Source organism: Nonomuraea sp. NPDC003201 (assembly GCF_053590415.1).
This window is the reverse complement of sequence record NZ_JBSFTC010000038.1, coordinates 1-18,600: the sequence shown is the minus strand read 5'-3', so window position 1 is coordinate 18,600 and position 18,600 is coordinate 1. Positions and strand designations below refer to the sequence as shown.

Annotated in this window: 10 protein-coding genes; 4 read left to right on the top strand and 6 right to left on the bottom strand. The window is 70.2% G+C overall.

Going from position 1 to position 18,600, the window contains the following annotated elements; genetic code table 11:
• Positions 1-126: 126 nt before the first annotated feature.
• Together ACWDX9_RS17015 and ACWDX9_RS17010 are read right to left on the bottom strand one after the other, a co-directional pair.
• The gene (locus ACWDX9_RS17015) at positions 127-813 is read right to left on the bottom strand and encodes a hypothetical protein (RefSeq protein WP_449954496.1); all 687 of its coding nucleotides are present in this window, start codon (positions 811-813) and stop codon (positions 127-129) included.
• A 392-nt stretch (positions 814-1,205) separates the two neighbouring features.
• On the bottom strand, positions 1,206-2,084 hold the full coding sequence (locus ACWDX9_RS17010) for a potassium channel family protein (RefSeq protein WP_449954493.1): 879 nt from the start codon (positions 2,082-2,084) through the stop codon (positions 1,206-1,208).
• Positions 2,085-2,456: 372 nt separating this feature from the next.
• On the opposite strand from ACWDX9_RS17010, the gene dnaE reads away from it, so the two are divergent.
• On the top strand, positions 2,457-6,011 hold the full coding sequence (gene dnaE, locus ACWDX9_RS17005) for a DNA polymerase III subunit alpha (RefSeq protein ID WP_449954490.1): 3,555 nt from the start codon (positions 2,457-2,459) through the stop codon (positions 6,009-6,011).
• On the top strand, positions 5,936-6,349 hold the full coding sequence (locus ACWDX9_RS17000; protein WP_449954488.1) for a DUF6300 family protein: 414 nt from the start codon (positions 5,936-5,938) through the stop codon (positions 6,347-6,349). The genes dnaE and ACWDX9_RS17000 overlap by 76 nt, the downstream gene beginning before the upstream one ends.
• 42 nt (positions 6,350-6,391) lie before the next feature.
• Here ACWDX9_RS17000 and ACWDX9_RS16995 read toward each other — a convergent pair whose 3' ends face one another.
• From ACWDX9_RS16995 to ACWDX9_RS16985, 3 genes are read right to left on the bottom strand one after another with little or no spacing between them, the layout of a single operon-like run.
• Positions 6,392-8,857 (bottom strand): NACHT domain-containing protein, encoded by a 2,466-nt coding sequence (locus tag ACWDX9_RS16995; RefSeq protein ID WP_449954485.1) that lies wholly within the window; start codon positions 8,855-8,857, stop codon positions 6,392-6,394.
• Positions 8,854-9,507: a hypothetical protein gene (locus ACWDX9_RS16990; protein ID WP_449954482.1), complete on the bottom strand. Its 654-nt coding sequence runs from the start codon at positions 9,505-9,507 to the stop codon at positions 8,854-8,856. Before ACWDX9_RS16990 ends, ACWDX9_RS16995 begins: the two co-directional genes overlap by 4 nt.
• 29 nt (positions 9,508-9,536) lie before the next feature.
• Entirely contained in the window at positions 9,537-13,061 is a 3,525-nt protein-coding gene (locus ACWDX9_RS16985; RefSeq protein WP_449954479.1) for an nSTAND1 domain-containing NTPase, read from the bottom strand.
• A gap of 184 nt (positions 13,062-13,245) precedes the next feature.
• Between ACWDX9_RS16985 and ACWDX9_RS16980 the strand changes: the two genes are divergently transcribed.
• Positions 13,246-14,541, top strand: a complete 1,296-nt coding sequence (locus ACWDX9_RS16980; protein WP_449954477.1) for an NB-ARC domain-containing protein — start codon at positions 13,246-13,248, stop codon at positions 14,539-14,541.
• 28 nt (positions 14,542-14,569) lie between these two features.
• Positions 14,570-15,019: a TetR family transcriptional regulator C-terminal domain-containing protein gene (locus tag ACWDX9_RS16975; RefSeq protein WP_449954475.1), complete on the top strand. Its 450-nt coding sequence runs from the start codon at positions 14,570-14,572 to the stop codon at positions 15,017-15,019.
• A 223-nt stretch (positions 15,020-15,242) separates the two neighbouring features.
• On the opposite strand, the gene ACWDX9_RS16970 is transcribed toward ACWDX9_RS16975, so the two are convergent.
• A complete protein-coding gene (locus ACWDX9_RS16970) occupies positions 15,243-18,314 on the bottom strand; it encodes an NACHT domain-containing protein (RefSeq protein ID WP_449954473.1) in 3,072 nt (1,023 codons plus the stop codon).
• Positions 18,315-18,600 lie beyond the last annotated feature (286 nt).

Sequence of the window (18,600 nt, the reverse complement as noted above, 5' to 3'; positions counted from 1 at the left end):
GAGGCCGGTCGCCGCCACGCCGACGCTTCAACGAATATGGACGTATCGCCGGCGACATCGTCGCCCGGCTCAAGGAGGAGTCCGAGGTGCCGTTGCGCTCGCACGGCCGCCGGTCTCCCGCCACGTTCAGAAGAGCTTTATGCGCACGGTGCCCGGCGGCGTCGCGGAGGGCGAGCCGGCGGGCCCACCCTGACCCGGCGCCGGGGGCTGCTTGGTCACGTCGGGAGTCCCTTCGGAAGTGGAAGGCTCGGACGGCTCCGGCACGCTCTGCGTCGGCTTCGGCGTCAAAGTGGGTGCCGGCGTGGGGGTGCGGGTGATCGGTGACGTGGAGGGGGTGGAGGACGGAGACGCGCCTGTCGGCGTCGAGGTGTCTGACTCCCGATACGGCGCCGGGGCCGGGGACCCAGCGTGCCTGCTCTTCTTGGATGATGGTTTGCGGGGTTCGGCCCGTTTCCGGGACTTGCCGGTCACCTGGTCGGCCACCGTCTGATCAACGATCACCTGGTAGGTCAGGATGCCGCCCATGCTGACGCAGAACACCAGCGCGGCCGCCACACCCAGCTTGGCCCACGGCAACGCCTTCAGAAGTGCCCCGGCCCGCGCGGACCGCCGCGCCGCGCCATCACCCGCCTCGGCTGTCCGCTCGTGCCACGCGCTCACGGCATGCTGCCTGACCTTGTCGCCGGTGCGCTTGAGATAGTGCGTGTATACGTCGGTGGCCACCGTGCTGGCGAGGCTCATCACGGCGGCGCCGATCACCGTGCCGGCGACGCCCAGGTACGACGCCGCGACCGCCGCCGTGACCGCGGCCATCGCGCTTCCCACGATCTGTGGCACGCTGAGCGCCAGCCTCCGAGGCTTTCTGCCCGCTTCTCGGATTCGGTCCCTCTTGGTCATGCGTGTGGTGGAAGCCTTCTCGTTCGTGGACGCGCACGCGCCCTGTCGTGCCTGTGGCGTGCGGACCTTTCAGGGCCACGCGTGGCTCGGCGCACCGGTGGTGCAGACCCGCTCGCCTGAAGAGGCGGCCGGCTCGACCACTATGGCCCGGCGGACAGAGGCGGCTGATGCGACACACGGCGCCATGTCGGATCGTGACGGCACCCTTGCATTTATGCGGAATTCGCCTGCCGCACCGACCCGAGTCCGGCACACCCGTGCTGGAGGCGTTGCCGAGCGGGTCGCCGTACCGAGGGGATGAGCAGCGCTCAGGCCCCGGTGAGGACGCGACCGTGGTCGGCCGCGTACGCGGCGAACACCTCAGCGGGTGTTCCATTCGTGTGGAGGAAACGCTGGTCAAGGATGGTGGCGAGGTCTTCCAACGCGCCGGCGAGCAGGTCGGCCGTCAGGCGCACATCTGCCCGTCGGGCTGCCTGCCCGCGCCGGGCGAGGCGAGTGGCATAGCCGATCGTGGCCGCCAGGGACGAGTGGTCCTCACCGTCATGGAAGTAGTAGGCCTCCGCGTACTGGGTGAAGTCGATACGGACACGTACCACCTCGGTGGCCAGGCTGCCCAGCAATGACGCACCCGCAGCGCAGTCGAGCTGCCGCATGGACGGGTCCGAGCGGTGCAGCAGCGCCAACCGGATCGCGAGCACCCGCCGGCGGGTCAGCGTCGGATAGATCTCCAGCACCCAGGAGACGGTGGCCGTCAGGAGGACGAAGCCGACGAGGGCTTCCAGGGGCGAGACCACGCGGAGCCAGCCCGCGACAGGCACGATGTCCCCGAGCCCGAGGGTGGCGACCATGACGAGCGACAGGTAGACGGAGTCGAGGAGTGCCGGCTCCTGCGACAGCCCGGAACCGGGTGCGAAGGCGAACGCCTCCGGCATGTGGGGCCAGTAGACGATGGCCCAGCCCAGGATGATGGTGACGGCCCACATGCCGACCACCGTCGCCATGGCGAGCGGACCGACGAGCCCCACAACGCGCCTGCGCGCTCGGAGATGCCGGGCCAGTTTCCACAACGCCCCCATGACGAGCCGGCTCAGTCCTCCGTGGCGGGTGGGGTGCCAGAGTGTGTGGAACAGGTCCCGTAGGGCGGCCATGATGAGCGCGGCCCCGAGCAGCGAGACCAACCACTCCATTCGTCTCTCCCGCAGCGACTGTCCTGTGGATCGGCTGGACAATCCGTGTAGCCAAGGCCGGGGGGATCTGCCGCCCGAGCCGGGCCGCGCTTGGAGCCTAGGCCGCGGGCACAGTCGGTGAACGCAGACTCGCCGTATCGGAGGTGGTCGGGCTGCACAGCTCGCTCATATGTTCGACTCTGCCGAACAGCGGGTATGGACGGAAGATGCGGGCGTTTCCCCAGCTCACGGTCGGTGTGGCATGTCCTTCACGCAGCGTCAACAACAGCCTGGCAACAACCTTCCCGCCCTCCGGGCGCGATGCCCCATGAGCCTCGCGAGACGGAATAGGCTCATGCGAGGATCCGGGCCGATGCGAAGTTGGGGGAACGGGTGAGCAAGTCGTTCGTGCATCTGCACGTCCACACCGAGTACAGCATGCTGGACGGGGCGGCCAAGCTGAAGCCGCTGTTCAAAGAAGCCGAACGATTGGACATGCCGGCGATCGCCATGAGCGACCACGGCAACATGTTCGGTGCGTACGAGTTCCAGAAGGTCGCGTCGGGCTCACCGGTCAAACCGATCATCGGGATCGAAGCGTATGTGGCCCCGCACAGCCGGTTCGTGAAGAAGCCGGTGTTCTGGGGGCAGCGGGCTGAGACCGGCGTGGCGGACGGCGAGGGTGGCAAGGACGTCTCCGGCGGTGGCCGGTTCACCCACATGACCATGTGGGCCAAGGACGCTAACGGGCTACGCAACCTGTTCCGGCTGTCGTCCCTGGCGTCGTTCGAGGGCTACTACTCCAAGCCGCGCATGGATCAGGACCTGATCTCGCAGTATGCGACCGGGATCATCGCCACGACCGGCTGCCCGTCCGGCGCGGTGCAGACCCGGATCCGGCTGGGCCAGTACGACGAAGCCGTCAAGGTCGCCGGCGAGTACCAGGAGATCTTCGGTAAGGAGAACTACTTCCTGGAGCTCATGGACCACGGCATCAGCATCGAGCGGGAGGTCCGCGAGGACCTGCTCAGGTTGGCCAAGCAGCTCGACATTCCGCTGCTGGCCACCAACGACTCCCACTACGTGACCGAGGACCAGGCCGACGCCCACGACAGCCTCCTGTGCGTCGGCGTGGGCAAGAACAAGGACGACCCGAACCGGTTCCGGTTCAACGGATCCGGCTACTACCTCAAGCCCGCCGACGAGATGTACGCCCTGTTCCCGGAACTGCCCGAGGCATGTGACAACACGCTGCTCGTGGCCGAGATGATCGGCGACTACGGCGACGTGTTCGCCCAGGTGGACCGGATGCCCGACTATCCGGACGTGCCCGAGGGGGAGACCCAGGAGTCGTGGCTGCGCAAGGAATGCGAGCGCGGCCTGGAGATGCGGTACGGCACCCCGATTCCGGCCGAGGTGATGGAGCGGTACGAGACCGAGATGAAGGTCATCGGTCCGATGGGGTTCTCCTCGTACTTCCTCGTCGTGGCCGACATCTGCAAGTACGCCCGTGACAACGGCATCCCGGTCGGGCCCGGCCGTGGATCGGCGACCGGCTCGATCGTGGCGTACGCCACCCGCATCACCGAGCTCGACCCGCTGGAGCACGGCCTGCTGTTCGAGCGGTTCCTCAACCCTGAGCGGATCAACCCGCCGGACGTCGACCTCGACTTCGACGACCGCCAGCGCGATCGCATGGTGGCCTACGTCACCCAGAAGTACGGCAGTGAGTTCACCGCGCAGGTCAACACGTTCGGCACGATCAAGGCCAAGGCCGCCGTCAAGGACTCGAGCCGGATTCTCGGCTATCCGTTCGCGATGGGTGACAAGATCACCAAGGCGATGCCGCCGGACGTCATGGGCAAGGGCGTCCCCCTCGCGGACATCTTCAACGAGAGCCACCCCCGCTACAACGAGGGCACCGAGCTGCGCGCCCTGTACGAGAACGACCCCGATGTCAAGAAGGTCATCGACACCGGCCGCGGCATCGAAGGGCTGATCCGCGGCACCGGCGTGCACGCCGCCGCGGTCATCCTGTCCTCGACCCCGCTGCTGGACCTCATCCCCATGCACATGCGGGACAAGGACGGCGTGGTCATCACAGGATTCGACTACCCGTCCTGTGAGGACATGGGCCTGGTCAAGATGGACTTCCTGGGACTGCGGAACCTGGGCATCATCGACCACGCCATCAAGATCATCAAGCAGAACCGGGGCGTCGAGCTCGACACCCTGACGATGCCGCTCGACAACGCCAAGACCTACCAGCTCCTGGCCCGCGGCGACACGCTCGGCGTGTTCCAGCTCGACGGCGGCCCCATGCGGTCGCTGCTGAAGCTGATGGAACCGACCCGGTTCGAGGACATCGCCGCCGTGCTCGCCCTGTACCGGCCGGGCCCGATGGCGGCCAACGCGCACACCAACTACGCCCACCGCAAGAACGGCCGCCAGGACATCGAGCCGATCCACCCGGAGCTCAAGGAAGCGCTCGAACCCATCCTCGGCCCCACCTTCCATCTGCTCGTCTACCAGGAGCAGATCATGGCCGTCGCCCGCGAGCTGGCCGGCTACACCCTCGGCGGCGCCGACCTGCTGCGCCGCGCCATGGGTAAGAAGAAGAAGGAGATCCTGGACGCCGAGTTCGCCAACTTCCAGGCCGGCATGCGCGGCAACGGCTACAGCGACGAGGCGATCCAGGCGCTGTGGGACGTCATGCTGCCCTTCTCCGGGTACGCGTTCAACAAGTCCCACACCGCCGGCTACGGTCTGGTCGCCTACTGGACCGCGTACCTGAAGGCCAACTACCCCGCCGAGTACATGGCCGCCCTGCTCACGTCGGTGGGTGACGACAAGGACAAGGCGGCCGTCTACCTGGCCGAGTGCCGCAAGATGGGCATCCAGGTGCTCCCGCCCGACGTCAACGACTCCCAGCTCGACTTCGTCGCGGTCGGGGACACGCAGGTCCGGTTCGGGATGGGCGCGGTCCGCAACGTCGGGGAGAACGTCGTCGAAGGGATCGTGAAGGCCCGCAAGGAGAAGGGCCGCTTCACCGACTTCAACGACTTCCTCGGCAAGGTGCCGCTCACCGCCTGCAACAAGCGCGTCATCGAATCGCTGATCAAGGCGGGCGCGTACGACTCCCTCGAACATCCGCGCAAGGGCCTGCTCATGATCCACGAGCAGGCCGTCGAGTCCGTCATCGACATCAAGAAGAACGAGGCGCACGGCCAGGACTCGCTGTTCGGCGGGATGGACGACACCGGCGACGACGCGGCGTTCACGATCGCCGTCCCCGAAGGCGAGTGGGACAAGAAGACCAAGCTCGACTTCGAGCGGGAGATGCTCGGCCTGTACGTGTCCGATCATCCGCTGGCCGGCACCGAACGCCTCCTGGCCAGGAACCGGGACACCACGATCGCCGACCTGCTGGACAGCGGCCGCGACGACCGCGGCGACGTCCAGGTGTCCGGCCTGGTCACCAAGGTGGACCGGCGGGTCAACAAGGCAGGCAACACGTGGGCCATCCTCACGGTCGAGGACATGGACGCCGCCGTCGAATGCCTGTTCTTCCCCCGTAACTACGAGCTGTACGGGCCGGAGCTGCGGCCGGACATCGTGGTGTCGGTGAAGGGCCAGATCAACAACCGGGACGGCGCCATCTCGGTCTTCGCCCAGGAGATGGCCCTCATCGACGTGTCCGGCGTCAACAGCGAGTCCGGCGCCCCGATCACGCTTCTCCTGCGGGAAGAACGCATCACTCCGACCCTGCTGGACGAACTGCGCCAGGTGCTCAAGATGCACCAGGGCCGCGTACCGCTGCACATCAACCTGCGGCGGCCGGCGGGCAAGGTCATGGTGATGTCGCTACCGGAGTGGCCGGTCAACGCCGAACCGAGCTTCGCCGCCGATATCAAGGCGCTGCTCGGTCCGGAAGCACTGTCGCTCTGAACCGGCGGATCGAGGTCATCAGCTCCGACGACGCGCCGGAGTGCCCCCGCTGCGGCCGCGAGGGGTTGCTGTACGCCCGCGTGCCGAACGGCTGGTACAACGCCGTCGGCACGCGGGTGGAGGGCTACACCGGGGTGGTGCTGTGCTCGGACTGCGACGCGCAGGATCCGCACGCCGCCCCACTGATCTCGTGGTTCCACGTCAACGGCGAGGCGAACGACGAGGACCCCGATTTCGTGCGGTTGTTCAGTGCATGGGCGACCAACGTGTTCGTCCCGATGCTGAATGAGCAGGCGCTGGAGGACGAGATCGAGCAGTGGCGGCGCAGCGAGCTTTGACGCCCGCCCGGGCGAGCCTCACGCAGCCGAGCGGCCCTGAGCTCACCGGTCACCGTCGGAGGGGGTCAGGAAGTCCTGGAGCTCCCGGTGCCGGAACTGGTACGTGGCGCCGCTGACCCGCAGCAGCCGGGCCTCGCAGGCCCAGTCGAGAAAGGCCCACAACCGCAGCGGCAGCAGGCCGCGCATGGCCGCGACGACCAGCCCGATCATCGTACGGGCCCAGGCGATCGCCCCGAAGGACAGCCCGAAGGTCACGCCGCCGACGAGCGCGCACACCAGCGCCTCCACGACGCCGGTGTTCATGACGAACACGAGGAAGGCGCCGACGCCGCCAGTGAGGCCGAAGGCCAGCCCGATCGTCGGGTTGCGGTGCAGTGCCTCCCGCGGGTGGGCCAGCTCGGCATCCCTGCTCCAGCCCCCGGTAGCGATCTTGAAGACGACCCCCAGCGTGAAGGCGAGGGCGAAGGTCCCGGCGAGCCCCACGGCCAGCGGCAGCGGGCCGGCGTGGGCCAGCCGCAGCGGCACCAGCCCGATGATCGCGCCGCACACCCCGAAGCCCAGCAGCGTGATGGGCTCGGCGTGGAGCACCTCGAGGACGGTCATCCGCTCGGCGCCCCGCTGCCCTGCCGCGGTCAGCCCGATGACCGCGCCCAGCACCAGCCCTCCGGTGCCGCCCGCGGTGACGGCGAAGCCGGGCCCGAAGACCTTCCCCCCGGTCAGCACGAGTCCGGCCAGGCCGCCGAGCACCCCGACGGGCGTGCCCGCCAGGGCGCCCAGCAGGCCGCCGATCACGCGCCGCCGGCGGGGGACCTCGCTGCGCCCACCGGCGGCGGCCGGCCAGGGCGACAACGACAGGCCGGTGGCGATCGCCACCCAGCCCGCCATCAGCGTCAGGGTAAGCAGCCGCTCAGGGCCGGCTCCAGCATCGTCGGCCGCCGACCCCGTCCAGTACGCCAGCATCGCGATGACCGCGAAGAGCGCGCAGACCAGGCAGTGCAGCGCCCAGACCCGCCGCCGGCCGCCGATCGGCCACAGCAGGTGCGGAACGATGTCGATCGCCGTCAGGCCAGGCGGCGGCCGGTCCACCTCCGCGCCCCGGGCGGCCTGCCAGCGCAGGTGGGCGGCCAGGTGCACGAGCCACGACCGCACCTGTTCCGCCTGGTACGGAGCCCCGTGGGCGGTACGGGGCGTCAGCACGGTCGCCGCCGGCACGTACGCCTCCAGCAGCCTCCTGACGATCCGCGCCACCCCTTCACCGGTGTCGAGCCCCGGATCCACGCGGAGCAGCCCGGCGGGATCGGCGCCGGACTCCACGGCGGTCACGGTCAGCACCAGCCGCCAGGGCGTGGCGAGAGCGGCGTGCACGGCCTTGCCCGCCGGCCCGGACAGCGCCCCGTGGATGGCCTCGCGGTGCACGCCGCAGGAGTGCCCGTCCGGCCAGCGGGTGCGCAGGTACGCGCCGATCTGCCGGCCGGTCAGGTTGTGCAGGTGGATCCTGGCGGCGTTGTCGAGCCCGGCCCCGGCCTCGCGCAGTTCGGCGTGACGGTCGGCGCGGCAGGTCACGACGACCGCGCCCGGTCGCCGGCCGGACAGGTCGCTGTAGCGGTTGAGCTCGGCCAGCAGCCCGATCGCCCGGCGCGGCGGGCCCGACGCCGGCTCGGGGTCCAGCTCGTCCAGCCCGTCCACCACCGGCAGCACCCGGCGATCGCGTACCAGCCGTTGCGCGTCCCTGGCCGCGAGCCCGAAGTCCTGCGCCAGTTGCTCGGCCAGCCAGGCCTCGAACGGCCTGCCGAGGGTCCAGCGGGCCGCGCTCAGCCGTACCGGCACCAGTTGCCCCTGGTCGAGCCGGCCGCCGGCGGCGAGCACGGGCTCCAGCAGTTGCAGCACCAGCTCGATCGCCAGCACCGTCTTGCCGGCCCCCGACTCGCCCACGACCAGCAGGCGCCGCAGGCCCAGGTCGCCGAAGAACCGGCCGATCGTGTGCAGGTCGCACTCGGTCTCGCCGGTGTCGCCGTACAGGCTGAAGGAGAGCGCCGCGAGGTTGTAGCCGCCGAGCAGCCCCTTGCGCGCCCGGTCCTCCTCGCGGACCACGCGGCGGGTCAGCAGCTCGACGGCGGGATCGGGCGTGGAGACGGCCGGCGTCGCCGGCGGCTCGGGGACGGGGGCGGACGGTCTCGCCAGGGCCGTCCTGGCCGCCCGCCAGCGTTCGAGCTCGCCGGGGATCAGCTCGGCCGGATAGTCGCAGTAGTGGAAGCAGGCGGTGACGAAGGCCCGGACGAAATCCCACCGCGGCAGCCGGTCCTCCTGCCGAAGGACGTGCGAGACCGTGCTCTTCGGCAACGCGTCGACCGTGGCGCCGTCCGTGGCCGTCGCCTGGCCGCCGAGCGAACGCAGCTTGCTCAGGGACGGCTCGCCCGCCCACTGCTTGAGCCGGGCCAGCGACCGTACGAAGTCGGCCGTGCTGACCGCCTCGGCGGGGTCGGGCGGACGGGGACGCTCCTCGATCATTCCTCTCCCGCCCGCACCAGCGCCCAGCCGAACTCGTCCCTGCCGCGCCGCGGCCACCGGCCCTCCAGGCACCGGCCCTCCAGCGTCTGCACGTGGCGCGACTCCATCAGGAAGTTGCGGGCCTCGTCGGCCTCCACCAGGTCACGGCCGACCGCGATGGGCACGAACCCGTGCCGGGGGATGTACACCCAGCGGCCGCGGTCCCAGTCGTAGGGGTCGAACCAGCGGTGGCGAACCGTGCCGGACACGCGTACCTCCGGTCCGTCCCTGGTCAGCACGAACGACCCCTGCGAGCGCAGCAGGCTCATCCTGCTGACGTAGAACAGCTCCGTACCGATGAAGGCGTTGATCCGCACGTCCCAGTAGTCGTGCAACCAGCTCGACTCCCCCTCCCGCAGCTGCCGCGCCGTGCGGGCGAGCTGCCGTTCGAACCGGCGCTGATTCTTGCGCTCGGCCTTCTTGATCACTTTGAACGAGCGCAACCACCGCAGTGACATCGTCCTCGACGCGCCCGCGCCGTCCATGAAGTGCTCCAGGAAGTCGGACGCGATCGGGTGGAAGTCGCGGCCGCCCTCGACGATCGAACGGAACAACGCGACCAGTTCCGGGACGGGCCTGCCTGTCCGCCGCCGTAAGCCTCGCAGGAACATCCTTGTTCTCTCCGTGGTCGGGTCCAGGGTCAGGGGCACGTCTGGCGGTACTCCTCCTGGGGCACGAGATTCTCCCACTCCTCTCGGGTGAGGGAGCGGCCCGCGTTGGCACACGCCGCGGCCACCAGGTCGGGGGGTGTGCGGACGTTCCACAGCCGCGCGGTCCTGTCTCCCGAGGCCGTGGCGACCGTCGTCCCGTCGTTGCTGTAGACGAGGTCGGTCACGCCCTTGGTGTGGCCTTTCATCGCGGGGCCGAGCCGCCGGTAGGTCAGCAGGTCCCAGAGTTGCACCTCACCGTTGGTGAGTCCGGTGGCGAGGACCTTCCCGTCAGGGCTGAAGGCGAGCGAGGTCGTCATGCCCTCCTCGGCGATCAGGCCGATGCCGACCGCACGGCGGTGCGGCACGTCCCACAGGCGCACGCTGTTGTCGTAGGCCGTGACGGCCAGCCGCTGCCCGTCGGGGCTGAAGGCCAGGTCGTTGACGAATCCGCCGTGAGCCGTGAACGTCGGGCCGGGCAGCTCCCGGCCGGTGGCGACGTCGAAGAGCCGGATCCGGTTGTCGAAGCCCGCGGTCGCCACGATCGTGCCGTCGGGGCTGATCGTCATCGCCGTGATGACGTCGGTGCCGTCGCGTACGGTGATGCGCGCTCCGGTCTCCCTGCGGCTCGCGATGTCCCAGAACACGATGGACTTGTCCCGCTGTGCGGCGACGAACCTGCCGTCGGAGCTGATCCTGGCTCTCCCGAGCGACTTCTCGTGCGCGACCTCGCGGCGGCTCGCGACGTCCCAGAGCCGTATCCCGTCCGAGCCCTCCGACAGGAGTGTGCGCCCGTCGGGAGTGAACTGCACCCGGTACGCCGCCGCACGGCGGGCGCCCTCGGGATGCAGCGGCGGGCCGAGAGGACGCTGGGTGGCCGCGTCCCACATCTGGAGGTCGGGGCTCTTCTCGTCGGCGACGCCGGTGGCCAGAATCCGCCCGTCCGGGCTCAGCGCGACGGCCCCCAGCGCCGGCACGCGGGTCCCCTTCTGCTGGAGGACCTGCGGGTCGGCCAGCCGGACCACGCCGTCATTGCTGGCGGCGGCCAGCACGTTCCCGTCCGGGCTGAACGCGATGTCGTCGACACTGGCGTAGTTGTCCCAGAGCGCGAACAGCTGCTGCCGGCTGGCCGTGTCCCACACCACGGTGCGGCCGCTGTCCCCGCCGGTCGCGATCCGCGTGCCGTCCGGGCTGAAGGCGACCGAGTAGTAACCGGCCGTGCGGTCCTTGAGCATCCCCTTCGGCTTGCGCGTGGCCACGTCCCACACCCGGCCGGTACGGTCCCAGCTCACGGTGGCCAGGGTCGACCCGTCCGGGCTGAGCGCCACGTCGCCGAGGGCCTGCGTGTGCCCCGTGAAGGGGGCGCCGAGCTGGCGGGACGTGGCGGTGTCCCAGAGCCGCGCGGTCTTGTCCTCCCCGGCGGTGACCAGGATCTTCCCGTCCCTGCTGTACGTCACCCCGTGGATGGCGTGCCTCTCGTCCGGACGGCCCATGGGAGCCCCGTGCGGGAGGCGCGTGGCCACATCCCACTGCTGGACCACGCCTTTGCTGTCGCCGGTCGCCAGCGTTCTCCCGTCCGGGTTGAACGCGAGCGCCGCCACGACCCCCTCGGCCTTCACCTGGGCGCCCAGCTCGCGACGGGTGACCACGTCGTAGAACCGGACGCTGTCGAGGCACGCCGTGGCCAGCGTCCGGCCGTCGGGGCTGACAGCCAGCTTCACGCTCGAACAGTCGTACTTCGCCCGGGTGATCGGGGCGCCGAGCTGCCGCCGCGTCGCCGTGTCCCACAACCGCGCCGTCCCGTCGTCGCCCCCCGTCGCGATGGTCGCGCCGTCGGGGCTGAACGCCACCGCGGTGACGCCCCGCTGGTGCCCGGTGAGCGTCCCCCTGCCGGTACGGGTCGCCGCGGTCAGCACCCGGTTCCTGGCCTCGTTGGTGTGCGCGATCCGCCACGCCGCCACGGCGAGCATCGAGGCCAGGGCGGTGTCGCCGGTGACCTCGCTCTGCGCCGCCAGCTGGCGGGAGCTGGCCAGACCGCGTTGCCAGTTCGCGTCGGCCGCCGCGTTGACGGCGGTGCCGGCCGCGGCGAGGGCGAGGACCGACAGCGCTGCCAGACCCGACATGACGAGCCGGCGGCGCCGGGTCACCCGCCGCGCCTCCCGCGTGGAGGCCGCGACGAAGCTCTCTACGGTGGCGCCGGGCGGGGGGAAGCTGTCGGGGTCGCGCTCCCAGCGGGGCCGGCTGTCCTGGACCGCCAGCAGCCGGGGCCCCCGGTAGAGAAAAGCCGGGTCGCGGTGGTTCTCCGCCCACTGGGCGGCGGCCTCCAGGAGCCCGTCGTACACCGTCTGCGCGGCGAGGTCCGGTTCGAGCCACTGCCGCAGGGTGGGCCAGGCCGTCAGGAGCGCGTCGTGGGCGATCTCGACGCTGTCCTCGTGCAGGGTGAGCAGGCGCCGGTCGGCGAACGCGGACAGCAGCGCCGCCGTCCGCTCCAGGTCCTCCGCCGAACGCGCCGACGCGGCGGCGTGCAGCTCGGCCAGCGTCGCCCGGCGCCGCGCCACGCGGCCGCCCGCGGTGATCGTCGTCATCCGCCGGAAGAACCTGAGCGCGGCCTTGCGATCGTCCGGCCGCAGCCCGTCGAGGGCCTCGTCGGCCGTACGTCGTACGGAGTCGCGTACCCGGCCGGAGTCCTCGTACCCCCGAACTGTCAGGGTGTCCTTCTCGCGCCGCTCCCAGGTGTTGCGCAGGGCCTGGGAGAGCAGGGGCAGGGCGCCGGCCTCGTACCGGTCGCCGGCGCGCAGCTCCGCCAGGATGATCTCCACCAGCCCCTGTTCGAGCTCCAGGCCCGCCGCGGCCGCCGGACCGGTGATGGCCAGCCGCAGGTCCGGCTCCGTCATCGGCTCGACGATGACCTGACCGTCCTGGATCGCCTCGGCGAACTGGGGGTAGGCGGCGCACCGGTCCCAGTAGTCGGCGCGTACCCCGACGATCACCCCGCCGCCGTCCGCGCCCTCGGCCAGGGCGTGCAGGGCCCGTACGAACGCCTGTCGCTCCCGCTCGTCGCCCACCAGGGTGAACAGCTCCTCGAACTGGTCGACCACCAGCACGAACCGCCCGGCTCCCGCGACGACCTCCCCCGGATCCTCCCGTAATCGCTCGGCCACGGTCTCGACCAGCCCGCCGAACTCCCCCACCCACACCCCCGCGAGCGCGCCGAACGGCTTCGCGCTCGGCGTCACCAGCAGGCGCGGCCAGTTCTGCGACCCGGCCAGCGGCAACATCCCCTCCGCCAGCGCCGGCATCAGCCCCGCCCGCAGCAGCGACGACTTGCCCACCCCCGAGGCGCCCGAGACCAGCAGGATGGTTCCGTGCCGCGCCAGCCGCCTCTCCAGGCGATCCAGGAGGCTGCGGGTCGCCCGCGTACGCCCGAAGAACAGCTCGGCCTTCGCGCCCTCGAACGGCACCAGACCTTGGTAAGGGCACACGTCGTGGGATCGGCCGCCCCCGCCTCGCTCGCCCATGGCGCTAATTCTCGCCAATCGCCCGCACGCCCTCAATCACGTTTGCGCGGATAGCCGGATTCATCCGCTCCGTCCGATTCCGTCCAATGCCGTCCGACCAGTGGCCTGAACAGCCGGGACGCGGTTTCGATGGTCGTGGCTGTTCGCCGGGGGCGGGACCGATAAAGAAGACGGGGGTGCCGGGATGTCATTGGGGGCGCTGCTACGCATGTGGCGCCGGCGGGCGCTGCTGACGCAGGAGCAACTCGCCGAACGGGCGGGTCTGAATGTCAGGACGGTGCGTCGGCTGGAGAACGACGGACTGTTGCAGCCGCGGACCACCTCGGTTCTGCAGCTGGCGAAGGCGCTGGAGCTGGACGGTGCGGAACGGGCGACCCTGAACGCGGTCGCCCGTGGCCACCCCACCGACCGCCCCATCACGGCCCCGGCTGACCCGAGGCCGTGGACCATCCCCCGGCAGCTGCCCGCCGACGTCGCCGCGCCGGGCGTCCGGGAACGCGAACTCGCGATCGTGGAGGACCACATCACCACCATGCCCGAGCCGAACGAGGGCGTCGTCTTCGTCAACGGCATGGCCGGGATGGGCAAGACGGTGCTGGCCGTACACACCGCCCACCGCCTCGCCCCTCGCTTCCCCGACGGGCAGCTCTTCGTGGACCTGCACGGCCACGCCCCGGCGACGGCACCGGTTGAACCGGACGCCGCCCTCGCCCGCATACTCCGCACCATGGGCGTCCCGGCGGAACACATCCCTTGGCACCTGGACGACCGCGCCGCGCTGTACCGCAGCGTCCTGGCCGGCCGCAGGCTCCTGATCGTCCTGGACGACGCCGCCGACGAGCGCCAGCTCCTCCCGCTCCTGCCCGCCACCCCCGGCTGCCAGGTGATCGTCACCAGCCGCCACCGCCTGACCTGCCCGGGCAACGCCCGCATCCTGTCCCTGGACACCCTGCCTCTGGCAGAGGCGATCACGCTGTTCACCCGCACAGCCGGATGCGACGGGGACACGCCTCGGGACGTCCTGGCCGAGATCGTACGCCGCTGCGGCCTCCTCCCCCTGGCCATCCGCATCGCCGCCGCCTGCCTCCAGGCCCGCCCCGCCTGGAACGCCCACCACCTGCTCGACCGCCTGGCCGCCGACGGCCTCACCGAACTGACAGCCGGCCACCAAAGCGTCACCGCCGCCTTCGACCGCTCCTACGAACGCCTGCCCACCGACCAGCAAGAGGCCTACCGGCTCCTGGGCTCGGCCCTCCACCCGGCCTTCGACCTCGACACCGCCGCTGCCCTCCTGAACACGAACACCACCCAGGCGATCCGGCTCCTGGACCACCTCCTGAACGCCCACCTCCTGCAGGAGCCGGCCCCGGGCCTGTACCGGCTCCACGACCTGATCCACGCGCACGCCTCCGCGCTGTGGCCGCCGGACGGGGTAAGGGCACCCCTCCGAGTCCGCTGCCACACCGCCTTACTGACGTAGCCGGCGGCGCCCGGCCAGTACGCGGGCCGTGCCGCCTGCTGAGCCGGACCCGACGACCGCGGACGTCCTCCGGCGGCCAAGGCCGAGGACGGACGACCTGCCCACGATGATCAGCCGGGTGGCCTCACTGGTCACCCGGCGGATCGTGGAAGACGGCGGCCGCGGGCACCTCGGCCTGGAGTTCGCGGCCCGCGCGGCCCGCGACGAGCACACCAGGGAGATCCTTACCCCGATGCGCCGCGGCCAGCGCGAAGGAGCCGCCCGCTCGATCGCCGAAGTCGCCGAGCGTACCGGCGCCCGTCCCGCCGTCGACCTCGACCAGGCCGCGCTCATCCTGCACTGCCTGACCAACGGCCTGGTCAACGAGCACATCGCCGATCCCGAGGCGGTCGACGCCGAGGCCGTCGAACGAGCGCTGACCACCGTACTGGCCTGCCTGCTGCCACTCCCGCCGAGCAACGACCAAGCATGCTCCTGATCACAAAGGTGACAATCCCCGGGCAAACAAGTCGAGGACCTTACAGGCGTTGAGACCCCTTCGCAGGGGCGATGAGCACCCCAGTCGGCGAAGGCAGGCAGGTCCGCCTCGGGTGTCGGCCGCTCTGCCTGCAACCGGTCGATGTCTCCGCCCGCCATCCTGCTGGAGAAGGCGGAGCACGTACGGCGAGTGTGCGGGGAACGCGACCGCCGGTCGGCGTGCACTACGTACCGAAGGCCTCGCGGGTCCAGTGGTCCACGGCCGGGTGCGACCGCAGCTCGGGGCCGATGAGATCGTGCAGCCGAGCCCGCTCCACGGCGGGGAGACGATCTCGGTCGGCGGCAAGCTGCCGCAGCACGGCCGCCAGATACTCACTCAAGAGATCGGTTTCGCCAGAACGTCTTGCGTCGATGGCGAACAGGCACGTCTCGTAGGCCTCCAGCAGCTGCTCGGACGTGACCGCCCGGCCCGACACCAGCCAGAGTCTCATCATGGCGTGGACGGGAGACATGGCGTGCCCGCCATCCACGGCTCCGAACTGAGTGACTCCCTCCCAAGGCGGGACTTCGCTCTCGCCCGTGGTAGGCGCTGTCTGGAAGGGCTCGATGGCGTGCCAGACGACGTCCTGCCCGGAATCGCAGACGAAGTAGCTCTCCCGGCGCAGGTCCCTTGTGCTCATGGTCCGCAAGCCGGGCCATCCGCGCGCCGGATGGCCCGGCTCCATGTGGTGCGTCCAGTAGATGTCCAGCGCCGGCGGGTCCCAGGCGCCGAGACCGACGACGACGTCCCGGTCGTCCTCGTGCCAGATCCGCTCCACTCGCACCCGTGTGACCAGCTCCCGCCACTGCTCTCCCGTGAACTGCGAACGCCACAACATCGCGCACCTGCGCCATGCCGTCACCGGATGGCGCTCGGCGGGGAAGAGCTCGCCCCCGGTGACGCTCGGCGTGGCCAGCGTCACCAGAAGGAGCAGGTTCGCGGAGTATGCGGCGTATCGGGCGGGGCCGGACAGTTGCGCGGGCTCGTAGCCGCCGCTTGCCTGCTCCCTGCCGGGTTCGAGGCAGGCGGTGAAGAACCTGAGCAGCAGGCGGCGCAGCCCGTCGTCGTGGTGGGTGAGCGACGTGAGGAAGTCCATGACCTGGCCGCGGCTGGTCAGCGGGGCGAAGGACAAGAGCGAACGCAGGAACGCGTCGTCCGCGGACGCCCGGCCGCGCGCCGCAGTCACCTCGTTGACCGCGGACAGGGCAGCCAGTTCTCTGGCGATCAGGCGGGCCACCAGGAACTCGCCGAACGTGGCGTGCAGGAACTCGCTGGTGGTCAGTGTCGAGCCGGCACGGATGGCCTGAGCCTGGTGGACGAAGAAGAACCGGCCGACGACCGTCTGGCCCTGCGTCGAAGGGACCGCGAAACTTGTGGCCGGAGCCGCAGGAGGGATGCCGAGCAGGGCGGTGAGGTCACGGGACAGCTCCTCCTCGGTCGCCCACTGACGGCCCCGGTTGAACATCGCGAACGCTGCCACCGACAGGCGTAGCAGTTCCTGCTCCACGGCAGAGCGCAGCGCGTCCCCTCGCAGGCCTGGCGCGGACTTGCCGATCTCGCGTTCGGCGAACCGCACCAGGATGCGCTCGTACAGCTCCGCCGAACCCAGCTCGGAGCCCTCCATCCGCAGCACGTCGTCGCCCGCGTCGTAGAGCGCGAGCATGAGCAGGAGCAACGGCTGCGAAGCCAGATCCGGCTGGCGCAGCACCGCTGCCGTCGGCAACGGCGACAAGCCGCGGCGGTCGTAAAAGGCGGCATTGGCGGCGTTCCATACCTCCAGCCAGCAGCTCACCTGCTGCTCGTCGAAGGGTTCCAGGCGTACGGCCACAGCTCCGCCGGGCGGGATCCGCGCCCGGTCGGCCACCGCCGTGCGGCTCGTGACGATGACCGCGACCGGTCTGCCCTGGTCGGCCTCCCGTTCCTGGAAGCGTACGACCTGCTCCAGATAGTCGCTCTGGCCGATGTTCGTCGCCTGGAGCAACTCGTCGAATCCGTCGAAGATGATGACGGGGAGCGCGTCACCGGCCGCGCGCACCAGGGACGGCCACGACAACTGCTCGCCCGTCGCGTCGCGGATCGCGTGCTCGATCTGACTCTGCAGGTCGGTGTCGGCCGGCACCTCCCGCAGCACGACGCGCACGGCCATGAAATCCGTGGCGGGTAACCGTGCGGAAAGGATCTTGGTGAGCAGAGACTTGCCCGAACCCGGCTGCCCCAGCACAATCAGCGGCCCCTCCACCGCGTGCAGGGACGTCAGGTGGCTGATGAGGAAGTCCTGCAGGTCGTCCCTGACCTCGTGGTCATGCCACCAGGGCTCCTCATCGAGCCGGTCGGCTCGGATCACCGGAGCCACCCGGTAGCGCGGGTTGACGTAGCCGGCCTCCAATGACGGGATGACGAGCCCTTCCGGTACGTCGCCGGTGGCCACGATCGGCCGCTCCAACTGCCTGCGGTAGCGGCGGGTCAGCGCCTGCCTGCGTTCGTCGGGCGCCCGGCCCGTGGCGATGCTCTTGAGCACGCGGCCTAGGTCCGCCAGCCCCATACCGAGCTCGCGCACCTCGCTCCTGGTCGCCTCGTGGTCAATCCGCGCGGCCCAGTAGGCCACCTCGGGGAATTCCGTGGCCAGGCGGGTGAACAGCTCGTTGTACCGGCGCAGCGCCACGTGCGGCACCTCCTCGCGCAGCACTTGGGCGAAGCGCTCGCGGGCGGCCTCCGGCGCGGCCGCCCACATTGGCTGCTCGGCAAGGTAGGCGATCAGGTCATCGCCGAGCGAGCGGTAGTACAGATCCAGCGAACGGGCCATCGTGTCCTGGCGATCGCGTGGGGAGTGGCTGGGGATGTCGGTATCCAGCAAGATCCCTGCCAGCGTGCCGAGACGGCCGCCTTTCCACGCATTGCCTGTGGCAACGGTCATTTCGACCGGCCTGCTCAGACGCAGCTGGGCGGAGTCGAAGGGCAGTTCGGTCTGCCGTACCGCGTCGAAGTAGGCGGTCAGGACGAGCACCCTCTGCGCGGCGGCCAGCCGGTGGGTCCTTTCGTACCTGCGCAAGCCGCGCAATCTGTCGGCCAGGCCGGTGACCAGGTCGGTGCTCAGCCTGGCCAGTTCGCCCTTTGCGTCGAACAGGCTGACCGCGAGCTCGCTTCCGCCCGCCGTTGCGGTGAGCAGGAGCCCGCCGGTGGCCTTGTTCAGCGCCTCCAGCACCGGGCTCTCGCCCCCGACCAGCTTGGCCGCGTCGGCGTAGGAGAGTTTCGCCATGGGCCCATTCTGTGCGGGTACACCGCCGCCTGGGCACGATCAGCTCTACACGATCACCTCAAGGCGACGTCCAACTCGATCTCGGCCTGGCACCGTTCGAAGGTCTGCCTGCTGTCGATCGGGACCGATCTCTGTCACCTGATGCCAGAGGGTCTTGGTGGCAAATTGGTGGCAAACGATCAAAATGAACGGCTCCGATGCTCCTATGTTTGTCAAGCAGCAACGGGAACCTCGTTGTTAGCGGCGTTTGGGCTGGTGAGGGCTTTGAAGAGCTCTCGAGCGACGT

What these genes read in the sequence shown, in the direction of transcription:
- ACWDX9_RS16990 (WP_449954482.1), bottom strand. Translation starts at nt 9,507, where the DNA reads ATGTTCCTGCGAGGCTTACGGCGGCGGACAGGCAGGCCCGTCCCGGAA.
- ACWDX9_RS16970 (WP_449954473.1), bottom strand. Translation starts at nt 18,314, where the DNA reads ATGGCGAAACTCTCCTACGCCGACGCGGCCAAGCTGGTCGGGGGCGAG.
- ACWDX9_RS16995 (WP_449954485.1), bottom strand. Translation starts at nt 8,857, where the DNA reads ATGATCGAGGAGCGTCCCCGTCCGCCCGACCCCGCCGAGGCGGTCAGC.
- ACWDX9_RS16980 (WP_449954477.1), top strand. Translation starts at nt 13,246, where the DNA reads ATGTCATTGGGGGCGCTGCTACGCATGTGGCGCCGGCGGGCGCTGCTG.
- ACWDX9_RS17015 (WP_449954496.1), bottom strand. Translation starts at nt 813, where the DNA reads ATGGCCGCGGTCACGGCGGCGGTCGCGGCGTCGTACCTGGGCGTCGCC.
- ACWDX9_RS16985 (WP_449954479.1), bottom strand. Translation starts at nt 13,061, where the DNA reads ATGGGCGAGCGAGGCGGGGGCGGCCGATCCCACGACGTGTGCCCTTAC.
- ACWDX9_RS17010 (WP_449954493.1), bottom strand. Translation starts at nt 2,084, where the DNA reads ATGGAGTGGTTGGTCTCGCTGCTCGGGGCCGCGCTCATCATGGCCGCC.